At 59.6% G+C, this 16316-nt stretch carries 18 protein-coding genes and 1 pseudogene; 10 read left to right on the top strand and 9 right to left on the bottom strand.

Annotated features, from left to right (window positions below):
* Nucleotides 1–61: 61 nt before the first annotated feature.
* The 6 genes and pseudogenes from EXW71_RS06750 to EXW71_RS06725 all read right to left on the bottom strand — a co-directional run bounded on the left by EXW71_RS06750 (nt 62) and on the right by EXW71_RS06725 (nt 3219).
* Complete coding sequence (locus EXW71_RS06750; protein ID WP_123717575.1) at nt 62–433, bottom strand: glutathione S-transferase N-terminal domain-containing protein; 372 nt, start codon at nt 431–433, stop codon at nt 62–64.
* A gap of 102 nt (nt 434–535) precedes the next feature.
* Entirely contained in the window at nt 536–1081 is a 546-nt protein-coding gene (folE, locus tag EXW71_RS06745) for a GTP cyclohydrolase I FolE (protein ID WP_019826593.1), read from the bottom strand.
* A gap of 22 nt (nt 1082–1103) precedes the next feature.
* A pseudogene (locus EXW71_RS29015) lies at nt 1104–1316 on the bottom strand (site-specific integrase); the annotation flags it as partial.
* 218 nt (nt 1317–1534) lie between these two features.
* Nucleotides 1535–2092 (bottom strand): Smr/MutS family protein, encoded by a 558-nt coding sequence (locus tag EXW71_RS06735; RefSeq protein ID WP_134656840.1) that lies wholly within the window; start codon nt 2090–2092, stop codon nt 1535–1537.
* 75 nt (nt 2093–2167) lie between these two features.
* On the bottom strand, nt 2168–2488 hold the full coding sequence (locus EXW71_RS06730) for a hypothetical protein (RefSeq protein ID WP_134656839.1): 321 nt from the start codon (nt 2486–2488) through the stop codon (nt 2168–2170).
* A 140-nt stretch (nt 2489–2628) separates the two neighbouring features.
* On the bottom strand, nt 2629–3219 hold the full coding sequence (locus EXW71_RS06725) for a cysteine hydrolase family protein (RefSeq protein ID WP_123717578.1): 591 nt from the start codon (nt 3217–3219) through the stop codon (nt 2629–2631).
* A 238-nt stretch (nt 3220–3457) separates the two neighbouring features.
* Between EXW71_RS06725 and prmB the strand changes: the two genes are divergently transcribed.
* Complete coding sequence (gene prmB / locus EXW71_RS06720) at nt 3458–4366, top strand: 50S ribosomal protein L3 N(5)-glutamine methyltransferase (protein ID WP_134656838.1); 909 nt, start codon at nt 3458–3460, stop codon at nt 4364–4366.
* A gap of 139 nt (nt 4367–4505) precedes the next feature.
* Here prmB and EXW71_RS06715 read toward each other — a convergent pair whose 3' ends face one another.
* Together EXW71_RS06715 and EXW71_RS06710 are read right to left on the bottom strand one after the other, a co-directional pair.
* On the bottom strand, nt 4506–5312 hold the full coding sequence (locus tag EXW71_RS06715) for a hypothetical protein (protein ID WP_134656837.1): 807 nt from the start codon (nt 5310–5312) through the stop codon (nt 4506–4508).
* Between the two features lie 100 nt (nt 5313–5412).
* The gene (locus EXW71_RS06710; protein ID WP_134656836.1) at nt 5413–6375 is read right to left on the bottom strand and encodes an alpha/beta hydrolase; all 963 of its coding nucleotides are present in this window, start codon (nt 6373–6375) and stop codon (nt 5413–5415) included.
* A 143-nt stretch (nt 6376–6518) separates the two neighbouring features.
* Between EXW71_RS06710 and aroC the strand changes: the two genes are divergently transcribed.
* The 4 genes from aroC to EXW71_RS06690 all read left to right on the top strand — a co-directional run bounded on the left by aroC (nt 6519) and on the right by EXW71_RS06690 (nt 9833).
* Nucleotides 6519–7610 (top strand): chorismate synthase, encoded by a 1092-nt coding sequence (gene aroC, locus EXW71_RS06705; RefSeq protein WP_134656835.1) that lies wholly within the window; start codon nt 6519–6521, stop codon nt 7608–7610.
* A 55-nt stretch (nt 7611–7665) separates the two neighbouring features.
* Nucleotides 7666–8829, top strand: a complete 1164-nt coding sequence (locus tag EXW71_RS06700; protein ID WP_123717583.1) for an MFS transporter — start codon at nt 7666–7668, stop codon at nt 8827–8829.
* Nucleotides 8826–9356, top strand: a complete 531-nt coding sequence (locus EXW71_RS06695) for an acireductone dioxygenase (protein ID WP_134656834.1) — start codon at nt 8826–8828, stop codon at nt 9354–9356. Before EXW71_RS06700 ends, EXW71_RS06695 begins: the two co-directional genes overlap by 4 nt.
* Nucleotides 9357–9563: 207 nt before the next feature.
* Nucleotides 9564–9833, top strand: coding sequence for a response regulator transcription factor (locus EXW71_RS06690; RefSeq protein ID WP_123717585.1), 270 nt, complete (start codon nt 9564–9566; stop codon nt 9831–9833).
* Nucleotides 9834–9892: 59 nt separating this feature from the next.
* Here EXW71_RS06690 and EXW71_RS06685 read toward each other — a convergent pair whose 3' ends face one another.
* Nucleotides 9893–10171 (bottom strand): DUF3509 domain-containing protein, encoded by a 279-nt coding sequence (locus EXW71_RS06685; protein ID WP_016970113.1) that lies wholly within the window; start codon nt 10169–10171, stop codon nt 9893–9895.
* Between the two features lie 396 nt (nt 10172–10567).
* Between EXW71_RS06685 and EXW71_RS06680 the strand changes: the two genes are divergently transcribed.
* The 5 genes from EXW71_RS06680 to EXW71_RS06660 all read left to right on the top strand — a co-directional run bounded on the left by EXW71_RS06680 (nt 10568) and on the right by EXW71_RS06660 (nt 16286).
* Entirely contained in the window at nt 10568–12391 is a 1824-nt protein-coding gene (locus tag EXW71_RS06680; protein ID WP_134656833.1) for a long-chain-acyl-CoA synthetase, read from the top strand.
* Between the two features lie 97 nt (nt 12392–12488).
* Nucleotides 12489–13004: an ankyrin repeat domain-containing protein gene (locus tag EXW71_RS06675; RefSeq protein ID WP_134656832.1), complete on the top strand. Its 516-nt coding sequence runs from the start codon at nt 12489–12491 to the stop codon at nt 13002–13004.
* 41 nt (nt 13005–13045) lie between these two features.
* Entirely contained in the window at nt 13046–13576 is a 531-nt protein-coding gene (locus tag EXW71_RS06670; RefSeq protein WP_134656831.1) for a hypothetical protein, read from the top strand.
* Between the two features lie 67 nt (nt 13577–13643).
* Nucleotides 13644–13835: a PLDc N-terminal domain-containing protein gene (locus EXW71_RS06665; protein ID WP_003172956.1), complete on the top strand. Its 192-nt coding sequence runs from the start codon at nt 13644–13646 to the stop codon at nt 13833–13835.
* A gap of 360 nt (nt 13836–14195) precedes the next feature.
* Nucleotides 14196–16286, top strand: a complete 2091-nt coding sequence (locus EXW71_RS06660) for an LTA synthase family protein (RefSeq protein ID WP_134656830.1) — start codon at nt 14196–14198, stop codon at nt 16284–16286.
* Nucleotides 16287–16316 lie beyond the last annotated feature (30 nt).

Raw genomic sequence — 16316 nt, 5'->3', positions numbered from 1 at the left:
ATTCATTCAGCGACGCCCTCATCGGGAGCAAGCACGCTCCCATGTGTTCTGCGTCGGTCAGTCAGAGCGCGGCGAAACGTTTGTCCAGGTAATCGATGATCACCTTGGAGTCATACATCCAAGTGGTCTGGCCATTTTCTTCAATGCGCAGGCACGGCACTTTGATCTTGCCGCCTTGTTCCAGCAGGGCCTGACGGTCCTGCTCGTTGTTCTTCGCGTCCTTCAACGCCACTGGCACATTCAGGCGGTGCAGGGTACGGCGGGTCTTCACGCAAAATGGGCAAGCGTGGAACTGATACAGGGTCAGGTTCTTGGCGGCAGCGTTGACCTTTGCCTGTTGTTCGGCAGGACGCTGTTTTTTACGTGGACGGGTCAGAAAGTCGCCCGCGATGATGACGTGGCCGAGGCCCACTCGAAGTGCTTTGACGAACATGGCTGAAATCTCTTGCCCGATACAGAAGGGGCCGCAGCTTACATTAATTTTGTGGGCGAAAAAAAACCGACGATGAACGCCGGTTTTTTCTTACCCAGCCTGTTACTTGATCAGGCTCAGGAATTCGCTGCGGGTGGCCGCGTTTTCGCGGAACTCACCCAGCATCACCGAGGTGATCATCGACGAATTCTGTTTCTCCACACCGCGCATCATCATGCACATGTGCTTGGCCTCGATCACCACGGCCACGCCTAACGCGCCTGTTACCTGCATCACGGCATCGGCAATCTGGCGACTGAGGTTTTCCTGGATCTGCAGGCGGCGCGCGTACATGTCGACAATCCGCGCAACTTTCGACAGGCCCAGCACTTTGCCGCTGGGGATGTAGGCAACATGGGCCTTGCCGATAAACGGCAACAGGTGGTGTTCGCACAACGAATACAACTCGATGTCCTTGACCAGCACCATTTCGCTGTTGTCAGAGCTGAACAAGGCACCGTTGGTGACTTCTTCCAAGGTCTGTTCATAGCCACGGCAGAGGTACTGCATCGCCTTGGCGGCACGCTTTGGCGTGTCGAGCAGGCCCTCGCGGGAGACGTCCTCGCCGAGTTGGCCGAGGATCGCGGTGTAATTCTGTTCCAGTGTCACAGAGCGTTATTCCGTATGGGTTCTAGAGGGGTACGGTTTCTGCCTGTACCAATTTTGTACCAATCAGGCTTTGCTCAAGCTTCCCGACTTCACTCCAATCTGCACCGGAGTTCATCCATCGGGCGTAAGTCGTCAGAAGCATTTGCACGCTGTGACCGAGCTGATCAGCGATGAACCCAAGGTTCATGCCTGCCATTAGGCACATGGTAGCGTAAGTGTGGCGGCAGTTGTATTGCCCTTCACTGTGACGAGCGCCGCTTTGAGTGCTTGACCATCATGCAGGCCGCCTCTGCGAGCGCTTGGTGGCTGATTCTGTCTTTCGACAGCCTGGCCTGCCTTCTTGATCCGACTAGCCCGTTTGCACGCGTAAAAAAGCCCGCAATCGCGGGCTTTTCACTTGCATCACGGGGCTTATCTGAAAAGGCTGAATCCGGTGACGTCGCCTTACCCCTGTTACTCGTCGCGCCCTTCCATCATGGTGCGCTTGAGCATCACATACACCGCACCAGCGCCGCCGTGACGGGCCTGGCACGAAGTAAAACCGAGTACCTGGGAATGCTGGCGCAGCCAGGTGTTGACGTGGCTCTTGATCATCGGACGCTTGCCATCCAGCCGCACGGCCTTGCCGTGGGTGACACGCACGCAGCGGATTTCGAATTTGGTGGCTTCGGCCAGGAACGCCCAGAGGGTCTCGCGGGCTTTTTCGACGTTCATGCCGTGCAGGTCGAGGCTGCCTTCGAACGGGATCTGCCCGATCTTGAGCTTGCGCATCTGGCTTTCCTGCACGCCATCGCGGGCCCACATCAACTCATCTTCGGGGCCTACATCGATCACGAACTGGTCCGACAGACCATCGACGGTGGTGGCATCGGTGCGTACGGTCGCGGCCTGGCGCAGCTTGGCGATCTGTGCCCGGTCGGTCTTGGGTTTGCCGGTGTCGGCACGGTCGTGCTTGATCGGCTTGACGCCGCGCAGCTCATTTTTGAACAGGGAAAAATCGTCGTCTTGCATGTCGGCCTCCGCGAAGGGCGGGCAGTTTACCTAAATCGCGGCGGCCAGGGCGCAGGAAACGCTATCCAAGCGCCATCAGTCGTGCTTTTTCATCAGGTGTGAAGCGATATTCAGTGACAACGGTTGGCGCATCCGTCGACGACTGCGTCGCCACAAACATACGCCCAGCCACAGTATCAACAGGCCGATCAATGACAGAATCGCCGAACCGCCAGGGCTGGTATTCAGTTCACCCAAGGCGGGTGAGTGACCCAACAAACCGGCGGCGCCAGCCCCGGCCAGCAGCAGACCTACAATCGCCAACAGCGCGGCAAAGCCGGCGACCAGGCGCAGACGCCAGTTGCTCGGGCCCTTGGGGCGCAAGCGACGAGCATCAAAACCATCGGATATCTTCATTCCGACCTTTCCTCCAGGGTATCGGCCCTTCGACCGGAAGATACACAAGTTGTTCCTGGGAGAGCGGTAAATGCGCCAAATGAGGAGGTGTTGCGGATGAGCGGGGCAATAAACACGCCACGCCGCTCATCAGATGTGGATCAGATCAGATCTTTGGTCAGCGCAAGGGTCGCGAAGTTGTCAGCCATGATGGCCATTTCGGTCTGTTGTACGTGCTCGGCGCTCAATACGCCGCCTTTGCAAGGCAGGTCGCGGGTGGCACAGGCGTCTTCCACCAGGGTGCAGCGAAAGCCCAGGTTCTTGGCGGCGCGCACGGTAGTGCTGACGCTGGAGTGGCTCATGAAGCCGCAGACGATCAGGTCCAGGGAACCAAGGTCCTGCAGGTGTTTTTCCAGGCCGGTGCCGTGGAAGGCGCTGGGCAACAGCTTGCCGATGACGGTTTCGTCACCGAGGGGTTCCAGGCCCGCAATGAATTCGCCGCGCTCGCCTTGTGGGTCAAACAGGCCGCCGACGGTGCCCAGGTGGCGCACATGCACGATCGGGCGCCCGGCATTACGTGCTGCGGCTACCAGTTGCTTGATGTTGTCGACTGCTGCATCCATGCCCGAGAGGGCAAGCGGACCGCTGAGGTATTCCTTCTGGGCGTCGATGATCACGAGGGTCGCATGGTTCAGGTTGGCTGCTGCGTAACCGCGACCGCTGAGTTGAAACATCGTCTTTGGAACGGACATTCTGGGGCTCCTGTGAGGGGGGCTTTTGCGACATTGTCCACTGGCTGAGCGGTTCTGTGAATCGCTACCATCGTAAGGTACGCCGTTGTTGACGTGCAGCGATGTCAAGTGGGCGGCTTGTTTAGTGCAATGATGGCAAATTGGATGAAATCCGACGGGTGGTGAAGTTTTTTCGTACATCGAAGGGACAGGCGAAGGCTGATAGAATCGCCAGTCGTTTTTTCCAGGAGCTTGCCCCGTGATTACATCCCGCCTGCGCACTGTGCGCGACCATATCCGTTGGGCTGTCAGCCGTTTCCATGGGGAAGACCTGTTTTTCGGCCATGGCACCGACAATGCCTGGGACGAAGCCCGGCAATTGGTGCTCGGCGCTTTGCACCTGCCTTGGGAAATCGCCGACAGCTACCTGGACTGCAACTTGGAAGAAGAGGAAATCTCCCATGTGCAGCGCTTGTTGCATCGCCGCATCCACGAGCGTCTGCCCACTGCTTACTTGTTGAAAGAAGCCTGGTTCTGTGGCCTGTCGTTTATCGTCGACGAACGCGTGTTGATCCCGCGCTCACCGATTGGCGAGCTGATCGAAAATCGCTTCGAGCCCTGGTTGGCCCAGCCGCCGGCGCGCATTCTCGACCTGTGCACGGGCTCGGGTTGCATTGGTATTGCCTGTGCTTATGAGTTCCCGGACGCCGAGGTGGTACTGGGCGACCTGTCCTTCGAAGCCTTGGAAGTCGCCAACCAGAACATCGAGCGCCATGGCGTGGATCAGCACGTTTATACCGTGCAAGGCGATGGCTTTGACGGCCTGCCGGGCCAGCGGTTCGACCTGATCGTGTCCAACCCGCCGTATGTGGATGCCGAAGATTTTGCCGACATGCCGGATGAGTATCAGCACGAGCCGGAGCTGGGCCTGGCTTGTGGTGACGATGGCTTGAACCTGGTGCGGCGCATGCTGGCCGAGGCGGCGGACCACTTGACCGAGAAGGGCTTGCTGATCGTTGAAGTCGGCAACAGCCAGGTGCACGTCGAGGCGTTGTACCCGGAAGTGGACTTTGCCTGGCTGGACTTCCAGCGGGGTGGCCATGGCGTGTTCATGTTGACGGCTGAGCAGTGCCGAGCGCATCAAGCGGTGTTCGCCGCCAGGGTCTGACGGCAGCAGCACCGTTGGAAATGTAGGAGGGGGCTTGCCCCGATAGCTGTGGTTCAGTCACTGATGAATTGACTGGCACACCGTCATCGGGGGCAAGCCCCCTCTTGCATTCACACTTATGTCATTGCACCGACCGGTTTCAGCGGTGCGTCGCAATCCAGATCAGCAAGCCCGCCTGAAACACGGTAAACGCAACCAGGCAAGTAATGGTGAAGCGCAACCCGCTGTCCTCACGCTTGAACTTGGTGACCTTCTCCTCTTCCTTGCGCAGCTTCACTTCCTGTTCGGCCAGGTTGTGCTCGGCCTGTTGCAGCATTTGTGCAGCCTCGAGAATCTCCACGAACTGCACCTTCTCGGTGTTCCAGCTGTCGAGCACTTCGCTGACTTTGCCCGGCTGTACGTTACCCTTGAGGTGCTGAACGTCGGCGTAGGCCACGTCGAACCCCTGGACGCGCAGGAAATGATCGCGCCGCAGGCGCGTGGCTTCGTTCAGTGCGTCTTTGTTGGCCAGGTCCACGCCGTCGACGCGGTAGTGTGACCACTTCTTTTTCGCCCATGCGGCGCCTTGGGCGACCAGGAAGCGACCAAGGCCCCGGTTGGCCGGCTCGATCTCCAGGCTGTTGCCTGGGCCGAAGTGCACGCGGTGGGTATCGTGATCGACCCAGATATCCAGGTGGTTCTGCTCACGGCGCACCCGTTGCGCCGGCAACTGGATGATCATGCGCAACAGGCTGCGATGTTTGTCATGGCGCTCGGCATAACCGAACTGCACAAAGCGCAATGGCCGCACGCCGGTCGCGCGATCCGTGGCCAGGGGGGCCAGGCGCAGCATCTTGAAGTGTTCGGCCTGTACGTCCGCCCACGGCAGTGCCGCCGCCTCGACGACCTCGGGTTTTTCAGCCGGGGCATCGGCGGTAGGTTCTGGTGTTGCTTCGGTGGTTGTCATGCGGCGCGATCCTGTCCAAGCCTTGCGAGTCGACAGTCTTTTTTGCTGTCGACTCTGGCCTTATCGGCCGTGTTCTTCAGGACTGGAGGCAAATAGTCGCTTAACGGGGCTCAAGTCCGTCGATAAAGCGCACGATGCGTTGGCCCAGCTCGGCGGCGAGGGGCCGTTGCGGGTCGTTGTAGGACTCCAGTTGTTCCTTAACATCCTTGGGGATGATGCGCATCACGTGGTTCATTCCCTCGATCACCGTCAATTGCGCGTCCGGCTTGGCATTTTTCAACAACTGAGCATCGCCGACACCCACCTGTATATCGTGGGTACCCTGGATGATCAGGGCGGGCATCTTCAATCTGGCGAAGGCGGCCGAAGGATCGGCGCGGAACAGGCTGATCAGATACGGCTGCACGCTGGGTCGGAAAATACCTTCCAGTGGGCGGGGCACATCGTCATCCACTTGGCCGGCCTTGAGGTGATCGAGAATTTCATTGCTGCGCAGCAACAGGGCGGGAGGCAGATGGTTGGCCAGTTGCTGACGAATTACCTGGTCTACCGGCCGCGCGCTGCCCGAGAGGGAAATGACGCCCGCGGGGTCAAGCTGCGGTGCGGCGAGGGCGGCCACCAGTGCGCCTTCGCTGTGGCCCAGCACGATCAGCGGGCCCAGGCGCGTATCGGCCTTGAGCAGCTTGCCCCAGGCCACGGCGTCGGCTACATAGGCGTCGAGGGTCAGGTTGCGCTCGTCGGGGGTCGCGGCCAGGCTGGCGGCTACGCCGCGCTTGTCATAGCGCACGCTGGCAATGTTATGGCGCGCCAGGACCCAGGCCAGGCGCTTGAGGCTGTCGTTGCGCGCGCCGTCGGCGCTGTTGCCGTTGCGGTCAGTGGGGCCGGAGCCGGCGATGATCAGGACCACCGGCACCGGCTTGTCGGATTTGGGCAGCAAGAGTGAACCAAACAACTCGCCGCTGCCGGTGTCCAGGCTGATAGGCCGTTGCAGCACGACAGGGGAGGCGGCGAAGCCAAGGCTGGAAAACAGGGTGAGGGTCAAAAGCAAAACTCGCAGCATCATCGCGCCATCATCAGGAAGGTGCCGGTTGGACCAACGTCTACCGGTAAGGTTTCGAGGATGAACTAGTCCGATAGCCTGCGTATACTGGCCGCCTTAAGTTATTACGGTTGACTTGATTCAACTGATTTCACGGAGCGCCCTGCATGTCCGGCAATACCTTCGGCAAGCTGTTCACTGTCACCACCGCGGGCGAAAGCCATGGCCCGGCGTTGGTCGCCATTGTCGACGGCTGCCCGCCCGGCCTCGAGCTGTCCCTGGAAGACCTGCAGCGTGACCTCGACCGTCGCAAGCCCGGCACCAGTCGCCACACCACCCAGCGCCAGGAACCCGACGAGGTCGAAATCCTCTCCGGCGTATTCGAAGGTCGCACCACCGGGTGCGCCATCGGCCTGCTGATCCGCAACACCGACCAGAAATCCAAGGACTACTCGGCGATCAAGGACCTGTTCCGCCCGGCCCACGCCGACTACACCTATCATCACAAATACGGCGAGCGCGACTACCGCGGCGGTGGCCGCAGCTCGGCCCGCGAGACTGCGATGCGTGTGGCGGCCGGTGCGATTGCCAAGAAATACCTGGCGTCCCAGGGCATCGTCATCCGTGGCTACATGAGCCAACTGGGCCCGATCGAAATCCCGTTCAAGACCTGGGACAGCGTCGAAGACAACGCCTTTTTCAGCCCCGATCCCGACAAGGTGCCGGAACTGGAAGCCTACATGGACCAGTTGCGCCGCGATCAGGACTCCGTCGGTGCCAGGATCACCGTGGTTGCCGAAGGCGTGAAGCCGGGCCTGGGCGAGCCGATCTTCGATCGCCTGGATGCCGAGTTGGCCCATGCCCTGATGAGCATCAACGCGGTGAAGGGCGTGGAAATCGGCGCCGGTTTCGCCTGCGTGGCCCAGCGCGGCACCGAGCATCGCGACGAACTGACGCCGCAGGGTTTCCTGAGCAACAACGCAGGTGGCATCCTCGGCGGCATTTCCTCCGGTCAGCCGATTGTTGCGCACCTGGCGCTCAAGGCCACATCGAGCATCACCACGCCGGGCCGTTCGATCGATGTGCATGGCAACCCGGTGGACGTGATCACCAAGGGTCGTCATGACCCGTGCGTGGGCATCCGTGCTACGCCGATTGCCGAAGCCATGATGGCCATCGTGTTGATGGACCACCTGCTGCGCAATCGTGGGCAGAACGCCGATGTACGCGTGAGTACCCCGGTGCTGGGCCAGCTGTGACGGCTTGTGCGGGTGAGCGGGCTTGCTCGCGCCGGGTTGCGAAGCAGCCCCACGCATGACGCCCGCTCTTCCATACTGGCGCCTTTCCAGCTTCTACCTGTTCTATTTCGCCCTGCTGGGCGCAACGGCGCCCTTCCTGGCGCTGTACTTCGATCACCTGGGGTTCCCCAGTGCGCGTATCGGCGAATTGGTGGCCATCCCCATGTTGATGCGCTGCGTGGCACCGAACCTGTGGGGCTGGCTCGGCGACTACAGCGGTCGGCGCCTGGCCATCGTACGGTTTGGCGCGGTGTGTACCCTGGCGAGCTTTTCACTGATCTTCGTCAGCAAGACCTACGCCTGGCTGGCCATGGTGATGGCGTTGCATGCGTTCTTCTGGCACGCGGTGCTGCCCCAGTTTGAAGTGATCACCCTGGCCCACCTGCAAAAACAGACCTCGCGCTACAGCCAGATCCGCCTGTGGGGGTCCATCGGTTTTATCCTGACCGTGGTCATCATGGGCCGCTTGTTTGACTGGCTGAGCCTGGATATCTACCCGGTGGTGGTCGTGGTGATCATGGCCGGCATCATCGGTGCCAGCCTGTGGGTGCCAAACGCACAGCCCGCCGCCCATGGCAGCCGCTTGGCCGGAGACGGTTTTCTCAAGCAATTATGCAGCCCCGGGGTATTGGCGTTTTATGCCTGCGTGGCATTGATGCAAATGAGTCATGGGCCGTATTACACCTTTCTCACGCTGCACCTCGAACATTTGGGCTACAGCCGAGGCGTGATCGGCATGCTGTGGGCGATGGGGGTGGTGGCGGAAGTGTTGATGTTCCTGGCCATGAGCCGCATCCTCGCGCGTTTTTCCGTACGCCGGGTGCTGCTCGCCAGTTTCCTGCTGGCAGCCCTGCGCTGGTTACTGCTGGGCACATTGGCTGAGTGTTTCTGGGTGCTGCTGCTGGCGCAAGTGATGCACGCCGCCACGTTCGGCAGCTTTCATGCAGCGGCGATTGCCTTCGTGCAACGTAGCTTCGGCGCCCGCCAGCAAGGCCAGGGCCAGGCGTTGTATGCCGCCTTGGCGGGCACGGGCGGTGCCGTCGGCGCCCTGTATTCCGGTTATAGCTGGAACCTGTTGGGGCCGACCTTCACCTTTAGTATTGCCAGCGTCGCGGCGCTGGCCGCTGCCGTTATCATTGGCCTTCGATTGCAAGAGCCGAATCAAGGAACCGTGCAATGAGTTATGTAGCCGTCTACCACGTCACCACACCCGATACCCCGAACAAGGTGCTGACCCACTTTGACGATATCCACTCCACCCTGGCTGAACATGGCGTTCGGTTCGAGCGTTGGCAGCCCGGTGTCATTGAAAAGGGCGCCAGCGACGCTGCCATGATCGCGGCGTACCAGCCACAGATCGACACCCTGGGCTATGCGGCCGTCGAGGTGATCAGCGTGACCGGTGATCACCCGCAGAAGGACGAGTTGCGCGCCCGGTTCCTCGACGAGCGCCGCTACGGGGAAGACGAAGTACGCTTCTTCATCGCGGGCCAAGGGCTGTTCAACCTGCATATCGGTGACTATGTGTACGGCGTGCGCTGTGAGAAAAATGACCTGTTGGTGATCCCTGCCGGCCTGCCCCATTGGTTTGACATGGGTGAGAACCCGCATTGTGTGACGCTGCGCATGTTTAACACTGCTGAAGGCGGCGTACCCCAGTTGAGCGGTGACGCAATTGCGCGTCTTTTTCCAGGATTGGATGACTAAGCACAAGTTTTTGAATGTTCAACCCCGGTAAGTGTGAAGTTGCTGTGGGAAGATGCTTAATTGCTCGTAAGTTTTGGCTGTTTATTTTGCGTCCCACGCTTTCATTCCTTTCGTTATGTAACTCTCTGCGAATTCAATGTTTATATCGCCTGTCAATAGGAGGAATCCGAAGGATGGCAGGGGGTTTGTAAATAAAAGGAGAGAGCAATGAGTGACCCCGTCGAGTCATGTCACCCGCTGGATATCCTGCCGACGGCTATCGAAAAACGCATGAATCTGTCCGGCAAGCCCTTGACCCCGGCGGAACTGGAGATCCTGCGATGGGCCTCGGAGGGTAAGACGGTCTGGGAGATCAGCCGGATTCGGGCCACTTCCGAAGCCACGGTGAAGTTCCATCTGCGCAACATCTACGGCAAGTTAGACGTGACCAACCGGGTACAAGCGATGAATGAAGCGGTCCGCAAGGGCTTGTGCTGAAAACAACAAAAAGGGCCGCGACACTTGAAGGTGTCGCGGCCCTTTTTACTGCGCGTGGTTTACGCCGAATGGTAAGTCGGCAGCGCAAAGCGATTCTGGCTTTGCAGCATCGAGATCTGTGGCAGCTCACTGGCTTGTTCGGCCAAGTCGCGGCGGATGGCGCTGATCACCCAGGTCAGTTGATCGGCGGTGTGCAGCTGCTGGTAGGAAATCGAACGCTTGACCTGTTTACCCTCGCTATTGCGCAGGGTCAACAGGATGCCACCATCGGGACGCGGCTGAGTGGTGACGTCGTATTGGGAAAATACAGAAGCGAATTTGTCTTGGATCAGGCTCATGTCTATCAGCTCCGTTGGCTCAAGTTGGCAAGCATGGAGTGATAGGTGCAGCGTTTATGCCAGTATTGCGATGATTAAAAAATCGTTATAAATCAACAAGTTATAAAATATTAAGAATTTCGTTTTCGTGCAATTTGCATGAATGGCCATCGTGCATCCTGCATTTTGCGTTATCAGGCGCGGAGCGTTTGGGCTGCAGGTACTGCTAATGACTGCTTAACCGCCGCAAAATTCCGTTTTTGTGCGTTGCGTGTCCGGGATACAAAACTTTTCAAATCCTGCGTGTACAGCTGAAGAATCGCTGGCGTATTTTCCTTCAAGACGTTCGGGCTCCTGCTCACAGGAGCACCGTTGTTTGTGGGTCAGACCAAGAATAAGAAAAAAGGACGTTCCGCCATGAGCAATCAGCAAGACATGATCACCTGGGGCATGATGCTGCGTAAGTTGCCCGCCATTGTTCGAGCGCTGCCACGGGTCGTGCGGGGTATGCGCGCTGCGAATGTCACTGACCCCGAACAGCCTTGTGGGCTGGGTTGGTACTTTGAACAGGCTGCCTTGCGTAATCCCCAGGGCGCTGCACTGTTGTATGGCGACCGCGTGCTCAGCTACAGCGAGACCAACCAGCGCGCCAACCGCATTGCGCACCACCTGCACGCCCAGGGCATCGCCAAGGGTGATGTGGTCGCGGTGTTTATCGAAAATCGTCCCGAACTGCTCCTGACCGTGCTGGCCGTGGCCAAGCTGGGCGGTATTTGCGCCATGCTCAACACGTCACAAACCCAGGCGGCGCTGGTGCACAGCCTGAACCTGGTGAGCCCGGTGGCGATCGTCGTGGGCGCGGAGTTGGCGGCCGCCCACACGGCGGTGCGCGATCAAGTGGCGATTGAGGCGGGCAGAACCTGGTGTGTCGCGGATCAGCCCGAGTGCGCGGTGCCGGACGGCTATATCGACCTGATGGCCGCCAGCGCCGGCAGCCCGGAGAATAACCCTGACAGCACCAGGCACATTTTCTTCAACGATCCCTGCTTCTATATCTACACCTCCGGTACCACCGGTTTGCCCAAGGCCGGGGTCATGAAACACGGACGCTGGACCAAAACCGCGGTCAGCTTCGGCAGCATTGCCCTGGACATGGGCACGGACGACGTTCTGTATTGCACCTTGCCGCTGTATCACGGCACCGGCCTGTGTGTGTGCTGGGGCTCGGCGATCGTCGGGGCGTCGGGGTTCGCCATTCGCCGCAAATTCAGCGCCAGCCAGTTCTGGGACGATGTACGCAAATTCAACGCGACCACCCTGGGGTATGTCGGTGAGCTGTGTCGTTACCTGCTCGATCAGCCGCCCAGCACGCAAGACCGCGATAACCGGGTGAGCAAGATGGTGGGCAATGGCCTGCGTCCTGGTGTGTGGACGCAGTTCAAGCAACGCTATGGGGTTGAGCACATCTGCGAACTGTATGCCGCCAGTGACGGCAATATCGGCTTCACCAACATCTTGAACTTCGACAACACCATCGGTTTTTGCCTGCAGCACTGGGCGCTGGTGGACTACGCCCACGATACGGGCGAGCCGCTGCGTGGCAGCGATGGTTTGATGCGCAAGGTACCAACGGGCGGGCAGGGATTGCTGCTGGCCAGGATTGATCAAAAGTCACCCTTCGATGGTTACACCGACCCGGAAAAGAACCGCAAAGTGGTGCTCACCGACGTGTTCGAGAAGGGCGACCGGTATTTCAACACCGGCGACTTGTTGCGCAGTATCGGCTTCGGCCATGCGCAATTCGTCGACCGCCTCGGCGATACCTATCGCTGGAAGGGCGAAAACGTATCGACCACCGAAGTGGAGAACGTGCTGTTGCAGCACCCACAGATCGCCGAGGTGGTGGCCTACGGGGTCGAGATCGAAAACACCAACGGCCGCGCGGGCATGATCGCGATCACCCCGAGCGAGTCCTTGGCATCGCTGGACATGCGTGAGTTGCTGCAATTCGCCCACGGCCAATTGCCGCACTATGCAGTACCGTTATTCCTGCGGATCAAGGTGAAGATGGAAACCACCGGCACCTTCAAATACCAGAAGGGCAAGCTCAAGGAAGAGGCATTCGACCCGGACAAGGCAGGCAATGACCCCGTCTATGCGTGGCTGCCGGGTTCCGATTGCTACGTGCCGGTCACTGGGCAATTGCTGGCGCAGATTCAGGGTGGTCAGTATCGCTATTGATTCTGCCTATGACGGGTTTTGACAAAAAAGCCATGACAGTGGGGAACTCCGTAGCGACACTGGGCGCCATATACAGCACCCGTTACGGAGCCCTCACATGACAGACCGCGCCAAACAAATGACCGAAGACGAAGCCGCCGAATTTGCCGAGCAGGTCTTCGATGTGGCCCGCAAAGGCGACGCCGCCATGCTCGCCGCGCTGCTGGCCAAAGGCTTGCCGGCCAACTTTCGCAACCATAATGGCGACACGTTGCTGATGCTTGCGGCCTACCACGGCCACGCCGAGGCGGTAAAAGTGCTGCTCGAGTTCAAGGCGGACCCGCAGATCGCCAATGACAAGAACCAACTGCCGATCGCCGGCGCAGCGTTCAAGGGCAACCTGCCCGTGGTCAAGGCCCTGATCGAAGGCGGCACGCCGGTGGATGCCGCGTCCTCGGATGGCCGCACCGCGTTGATGATGGCAGCGATGTTCAATCGCGTTGAAATGGTCGACTACTTGCTCGGCCAGGGTGCGAACCCCAAGGCTGTGGATGCCCAGGGCGCGACGGCGTTGGCAGCGGCGCGGACCATGGGCGCGGTGGATACGGCGGCGCAGTTGCAGAAACTGGTGTAGGCTACGCGCCCTCAAAAACCAGCCTGCCACAGGATCCGCCCATGAAAACCGCCCTCGTCGAACTCATCAGCAAAATCAGCGCCGGCGTCATGGGCGAGGACGAAGTGGCGCGCATCGCCACCGAGGCTGCCCAGGCCTACGCGGACCCCGTCGCTTTTCTGGCCGCCAACCCGGATATCAACTACGACGATACTTTCCCTATGCCGTTGGGCGAGTGGGTGGTAGTCGGCAGCTTGCCCGAGACTGCGCTGTTCCAGGCCGACACTTACGGCGATCTGTTTGCACAGATCGTTGCGTCGTTCGGCCCGGGCGTGGCGTTCAACCTCAAGCCCAAGCAACTGGCCAAGACCGACGACCTCACCGCGCTGAACCGCATTCAAATCCAGATGAGCGCCCTCAGCCCGGAAGACGGCGGTTACGTGCTGATGAATTTCAGCCAATTGCTCGATGACGAACTACAGATGGTGCTGGTGTATGGCAACGACCTGCCGCGCGTGCTGGAACTGTGCGCCGAAGTCGATATCAAGGCCGAGCCGTCCCTGGAAGCGTTGCGCGTTGCCGTGCACGTCTGAAATAAAACGGAACCCCTGTCAGCACTGACTATCCTACAAGTGCATGCCCCCACTTAGGAGCGACACCATGGGTTCCACTTTTAATGGCCTGATCGGCCTGATCATTCTCGCGTTGGATATCTGGGCGATCATCAACGTGTTCAAAAGCGGCGCGAGCACGGGCGCCAAAGTGCTGTGGATCTTGTTGATCCTGCTGTTGCCGGTATTGGGCCTGATCATCTGGGCAATTGCCGGGCCGCGCGGCAACGTGCGGATCTGACACGCCACTCCATAGGGAGTGGTAGCAGTCAATGCAAGAGGGGGCTTGCTCCCGATGGCAGCGTTTCAGTCGACACACTCGTTGACTGATACGCCGCCATCGGGGGCAAGCCCCCTCTCTCATTGGGTTTCACTGTAGCGGTTGATTTGTGTGTCGAAATATTCGTTGCACGAAATTTTCACATCTTATCCAAGACAATTCGCCGGCTTTATTCCCCATCAAAGGCTCTATCTCAAGTGCCATTAACGGTGGGGCAGTGGTACGCGTTCAGTAATTAATAGCCTTGCCGCCGTTGATCGGGCACCATTCGCGCCACTGCATTACTTCGCACCTTAAACTTCCAATGGGTCCTGAAACGACATGGCAAACCCGGACGCCCTGAATCAGCAGCGAGCTTCAAATCGCCTGCTGCAACCGACCGTCAAATCCCATCTGGCGTACACACTGCTCTGCGCACTGGTCATGATGGTGATGTTCTCCCTGCTGCGCCTTGCGCTGCTGGTCTACAACCGCGAGATGATCCTCGATACGCCGGCCTCGACCTTCTTGGAAGCGTTCGCCAACGGCACGCGCTTCGACATCCGTTTTGTGATGTACGCGCTGGTCCCGCTGCTGCTGGCCTTGTTCAGCGTTCGAGCCATGGCGGCGCGGGGTTTGTTCCGTTTGTGGCTGACCGTCGTGTCCAGCATTGCCCTGTTCCTGGGCCTGATGGAAATGGACTTCTACCGCGAGTTCCACCAGCGCCTCAACGGCCTGGTCTTCCAATACGTAAAGGAAGACCCGAAAACCGTGATGAGCATGCTCTGGTACGGTTTCCCGGTGGTGCGTTACCTGCTGGCCTGGGCCGTGGGTACACTGATCCTGAGCATGGCCTTTAAAGGTGCCGACCGCGCAACGCGCCCCCGTGGCCCGTTCAGCGGCGGCAGTATCGGCACGCGCCAGGTGGCGCCGTGGTACACGCGTATCGCGGTGTTCGTGGTCTGCCTGGTCATCGCCACGGTCGCCATTCGCGGTACCCTGCGCCAGGGCCCACCGCTGCGTTGGGGGGATGTCTACACCACCGACTCGAACTTCGCCAACCAGCTGGGTTTGAACGGCACGCTGTCGCTGATTGCCGCCGCCAAGGCGCGTTTCTCCGAAGAGCGTTCCAACATCTGGAAAGCCACCCTGGACCAGCCGCTGGCGACCCAGACCGTGCGCGACATGTTGCTACTGCCGGCTCATGAAAAGCTGGTGGACACCGACACCACCGCCGTGCGCCGTGACTTCACGCCACCGGCCGAAAAGACCCTGCCGATCAAGAACGTCGTGGTGATCCTGATGGAGAGCTTCGCCGGTCACTCGGTGGGCGCCCTGGGGCGTCCGGGCAATATCACGCCGTACTTCGACAAATTGTCCAAGGAAGGCTTGCTGTTCGACCGCTTCTTCTCCAACGGCACTCACACCCACCAGGGTATGTTCGCCACCATGGCGTGCTTCCCGAACCTGCCGGGCTTCGAATACCTGATGCAGACCCCCGAAGGCAGCCACAAGCTATCGGGCCTGCCGCAGTTGCTCAGCGCGCGCAAATTTGACGACGTGTATGTCTACAACGGCGATTTTGCCTGGGACAACCAGTCGGGCTTCTTCAGCAACCAGGGCATGACCAACTTCATCGGGCGTAACGACTTCGTCAACCCGGTGTTCTCCGACCCGACCTGGGGCGTGTCCGACCAGGACATGTTCAACCGTGGTCTGGAAGAGTTGAAAGCCCGCGAAGGCGGCAAGCCGTTCTACGCACTGCTGCAAACCCTGTCCAACCACACGCCGTACGCGTTGCCGACGCCATTGCCGGTCGAGAAAGTCACCGACCGTGGCAGCCTCAACGAACATTTGACCGCCATGCGTTACTCCGACTGGGCCTTAGGCCAGTTCTTTGAGAAGGCCCGCAAAGAGCCGTACTTCAAGGAAACGCTGTTCGTAGTCGTGGGCGACCACGGTTTTGGTAACGAACAGCAGATCACCGAGATGGACCTGGGGCGCTTCAACGTGCCGATGCTGATGATCGCACCGGGCATGCAGGAGAAGTTCGGCGTACGTGACCACACCGTGGGCACCCAGATCGACATCGTCCCGACCATCATGGGCCGCCTCGGCGGTGACACCTTGCATCAATGCTGGGGCCGTGACCTGCTGAACCTGCCGGAAGGCGATAAGGGCTTCGGCGTGATCAAGCCATCGGGCAGCGACCAGACCGTCGCCTTGCTCACCGGTGATCGCGTGCTGGTATTGCCTAAGGAGATGCCACCCAAGCTTTGGGAATACGAACTGGGCGAAAACCCGACCGGTAAGGTGATCCCGGAATCACCGGATGAAGCGGCGTTGAAGCAGAAGCTTGAATCGTTCCTGCAAACCGCTACCAAGAGCCTGTTGGATAACACCGCAGGCGTGGTGGATGGCAAGCCGGACTAATTAGCCGACAATAAAAAAGAGGCCTCTATA

It is taken from the genome of Pseudomonas sp. BCA17 (genome assembly GCF_004519405.1).
Lineage (GTDB): Bacteria > Pseudomonadota > Gammaproteobacteria > Pseudomonadales > Pseudomonadaceae > Aquipseudomonas.
Note: the sequence above shows the minus strand (reverse complement) of the source record. Positions and strands in the feature narration are given on the sequence as shown.

What these genes read in the sequence shown, in the direction of transcription:
- EXW71_RS06750 (WP_123717575.1), bottom strand. Translation starts at nt 433, where the DNA reads ATGTTCGTCAAAGCACTTCGAGTGGGCCTCGGCCACGTCATCATCGCG.
- EXW71_RS06735 (WP_134656840.1), bottom strand. Translation starts at nt 2,092, where the DNA reads ATGCAAGACGACGATTTTTCCCTGTTCAAAAATGAGCTGCGCGGCGTC.
- EXW71_RS06730 (WP_134656839.1), bottom strand. Translation starts at nt 2,488, where the DNA reads ATGAAGATATCCGATGGTTTTGATGCTCGTCGCTTGCGCCCCAAGGGC.
- EXW71_RS06725 (WP_123717578.1), bottom strand. Translation starts at nt 3,219, where the DNA reads ATGTCCGTTCCAAAGACGATGTTTCAACTCAGCGGTCGCGGTTACGCA.
- EXW71_RS06715 (WP_134656837.1), bottom strand. Translation starts at nt 5,312, where the DNA reads ATGACAACCACCGAAGCAACACCAGAACCTACCGCCGATGCCCCGGCT.
- EXW71_RS06710 (WP_134656836.1), bottom strand. Translation starts at nt 6,375, where the DNA reads ATGATGCTGCGAGTTTTGCTTTTGACCCTCACCCTGTTTTCCAGCCTT.
- aroC (WP_134656835.1), top strand. Translation starts at nt 6,519, where the DNA reads ATGTCCGGCAATACCTTCGGCAAGCTGTTCACTGTCACCACCGCGGGC.
- EXW71_RS06700 (WP_123717583.1), top strand. Translation starts at nt 7,666, where the DNA reads ATGACGCCCGCTCTTCCATACTGGCGCCTTTCCAGCTTCTACCTGTTC.
- EXW71_RS06695 (WP_134656834.1), top strand. Translation starts at nt 8,826, where the DNA reads ATGAGTTATGTAGCCGTCTACCACGTCACCACACCCGATACCCCGAAC.
- EXW71_RS06690 (WP_123717585.1), top strand. Translation starts at nt 9,564, where the DNA reads ATGAGTGACCCCGTCGAGTCATGTCACCCGCTGGATATCCTGCCGACG.
- EXW71_RS06685 (WP_016970113.1), bottom strand. Translation starts at nt 10,171, where the DNA reads ATGAGCCTGATCCAAGACAAATTCGCTTCTGTATTTTCCCAATACGAC.
- EXW71_RS06680 (WP_134656833.1), top strand. Translation starts at nt 10,568, where the DNA reads ATGAGCAATCAGCAAGACATGATCACCTGGGGCATGATGCTGCGTAAG.
- EXW71_RS06675 (WP_134656832.1), top strand. Translation starts at nt 12,489, where the DNA reads ATGACAGACCGCGCCAAACAAATGACCGAAGACGAAGCCGCCGAATTT.
- EXW71_RS06670 (WP_134656831.1), top strand. Translation starts at nt 13,046, where the DNA reads ATGAAAACCGCCCTCGTCGAACTCATCAGCAAAATCAGCGCCGGCGTC.
- EXW71_RS06665 (WP_003172956.1), top strand. Translation starts at nt 13,644, where the DNA reads ATGGGTTCCACTTTTAATGGCCTGATCGGCCTGATCATTCTCGCGTTG.
- EXW71_RS06660 (WP_134656830.1), top strand. Translation starts at nt 14,196, where the DNA reads ATGGCAAACCCGGACGCCCTGAATCAGCAGCGAGCTTCAAATCGCCTG.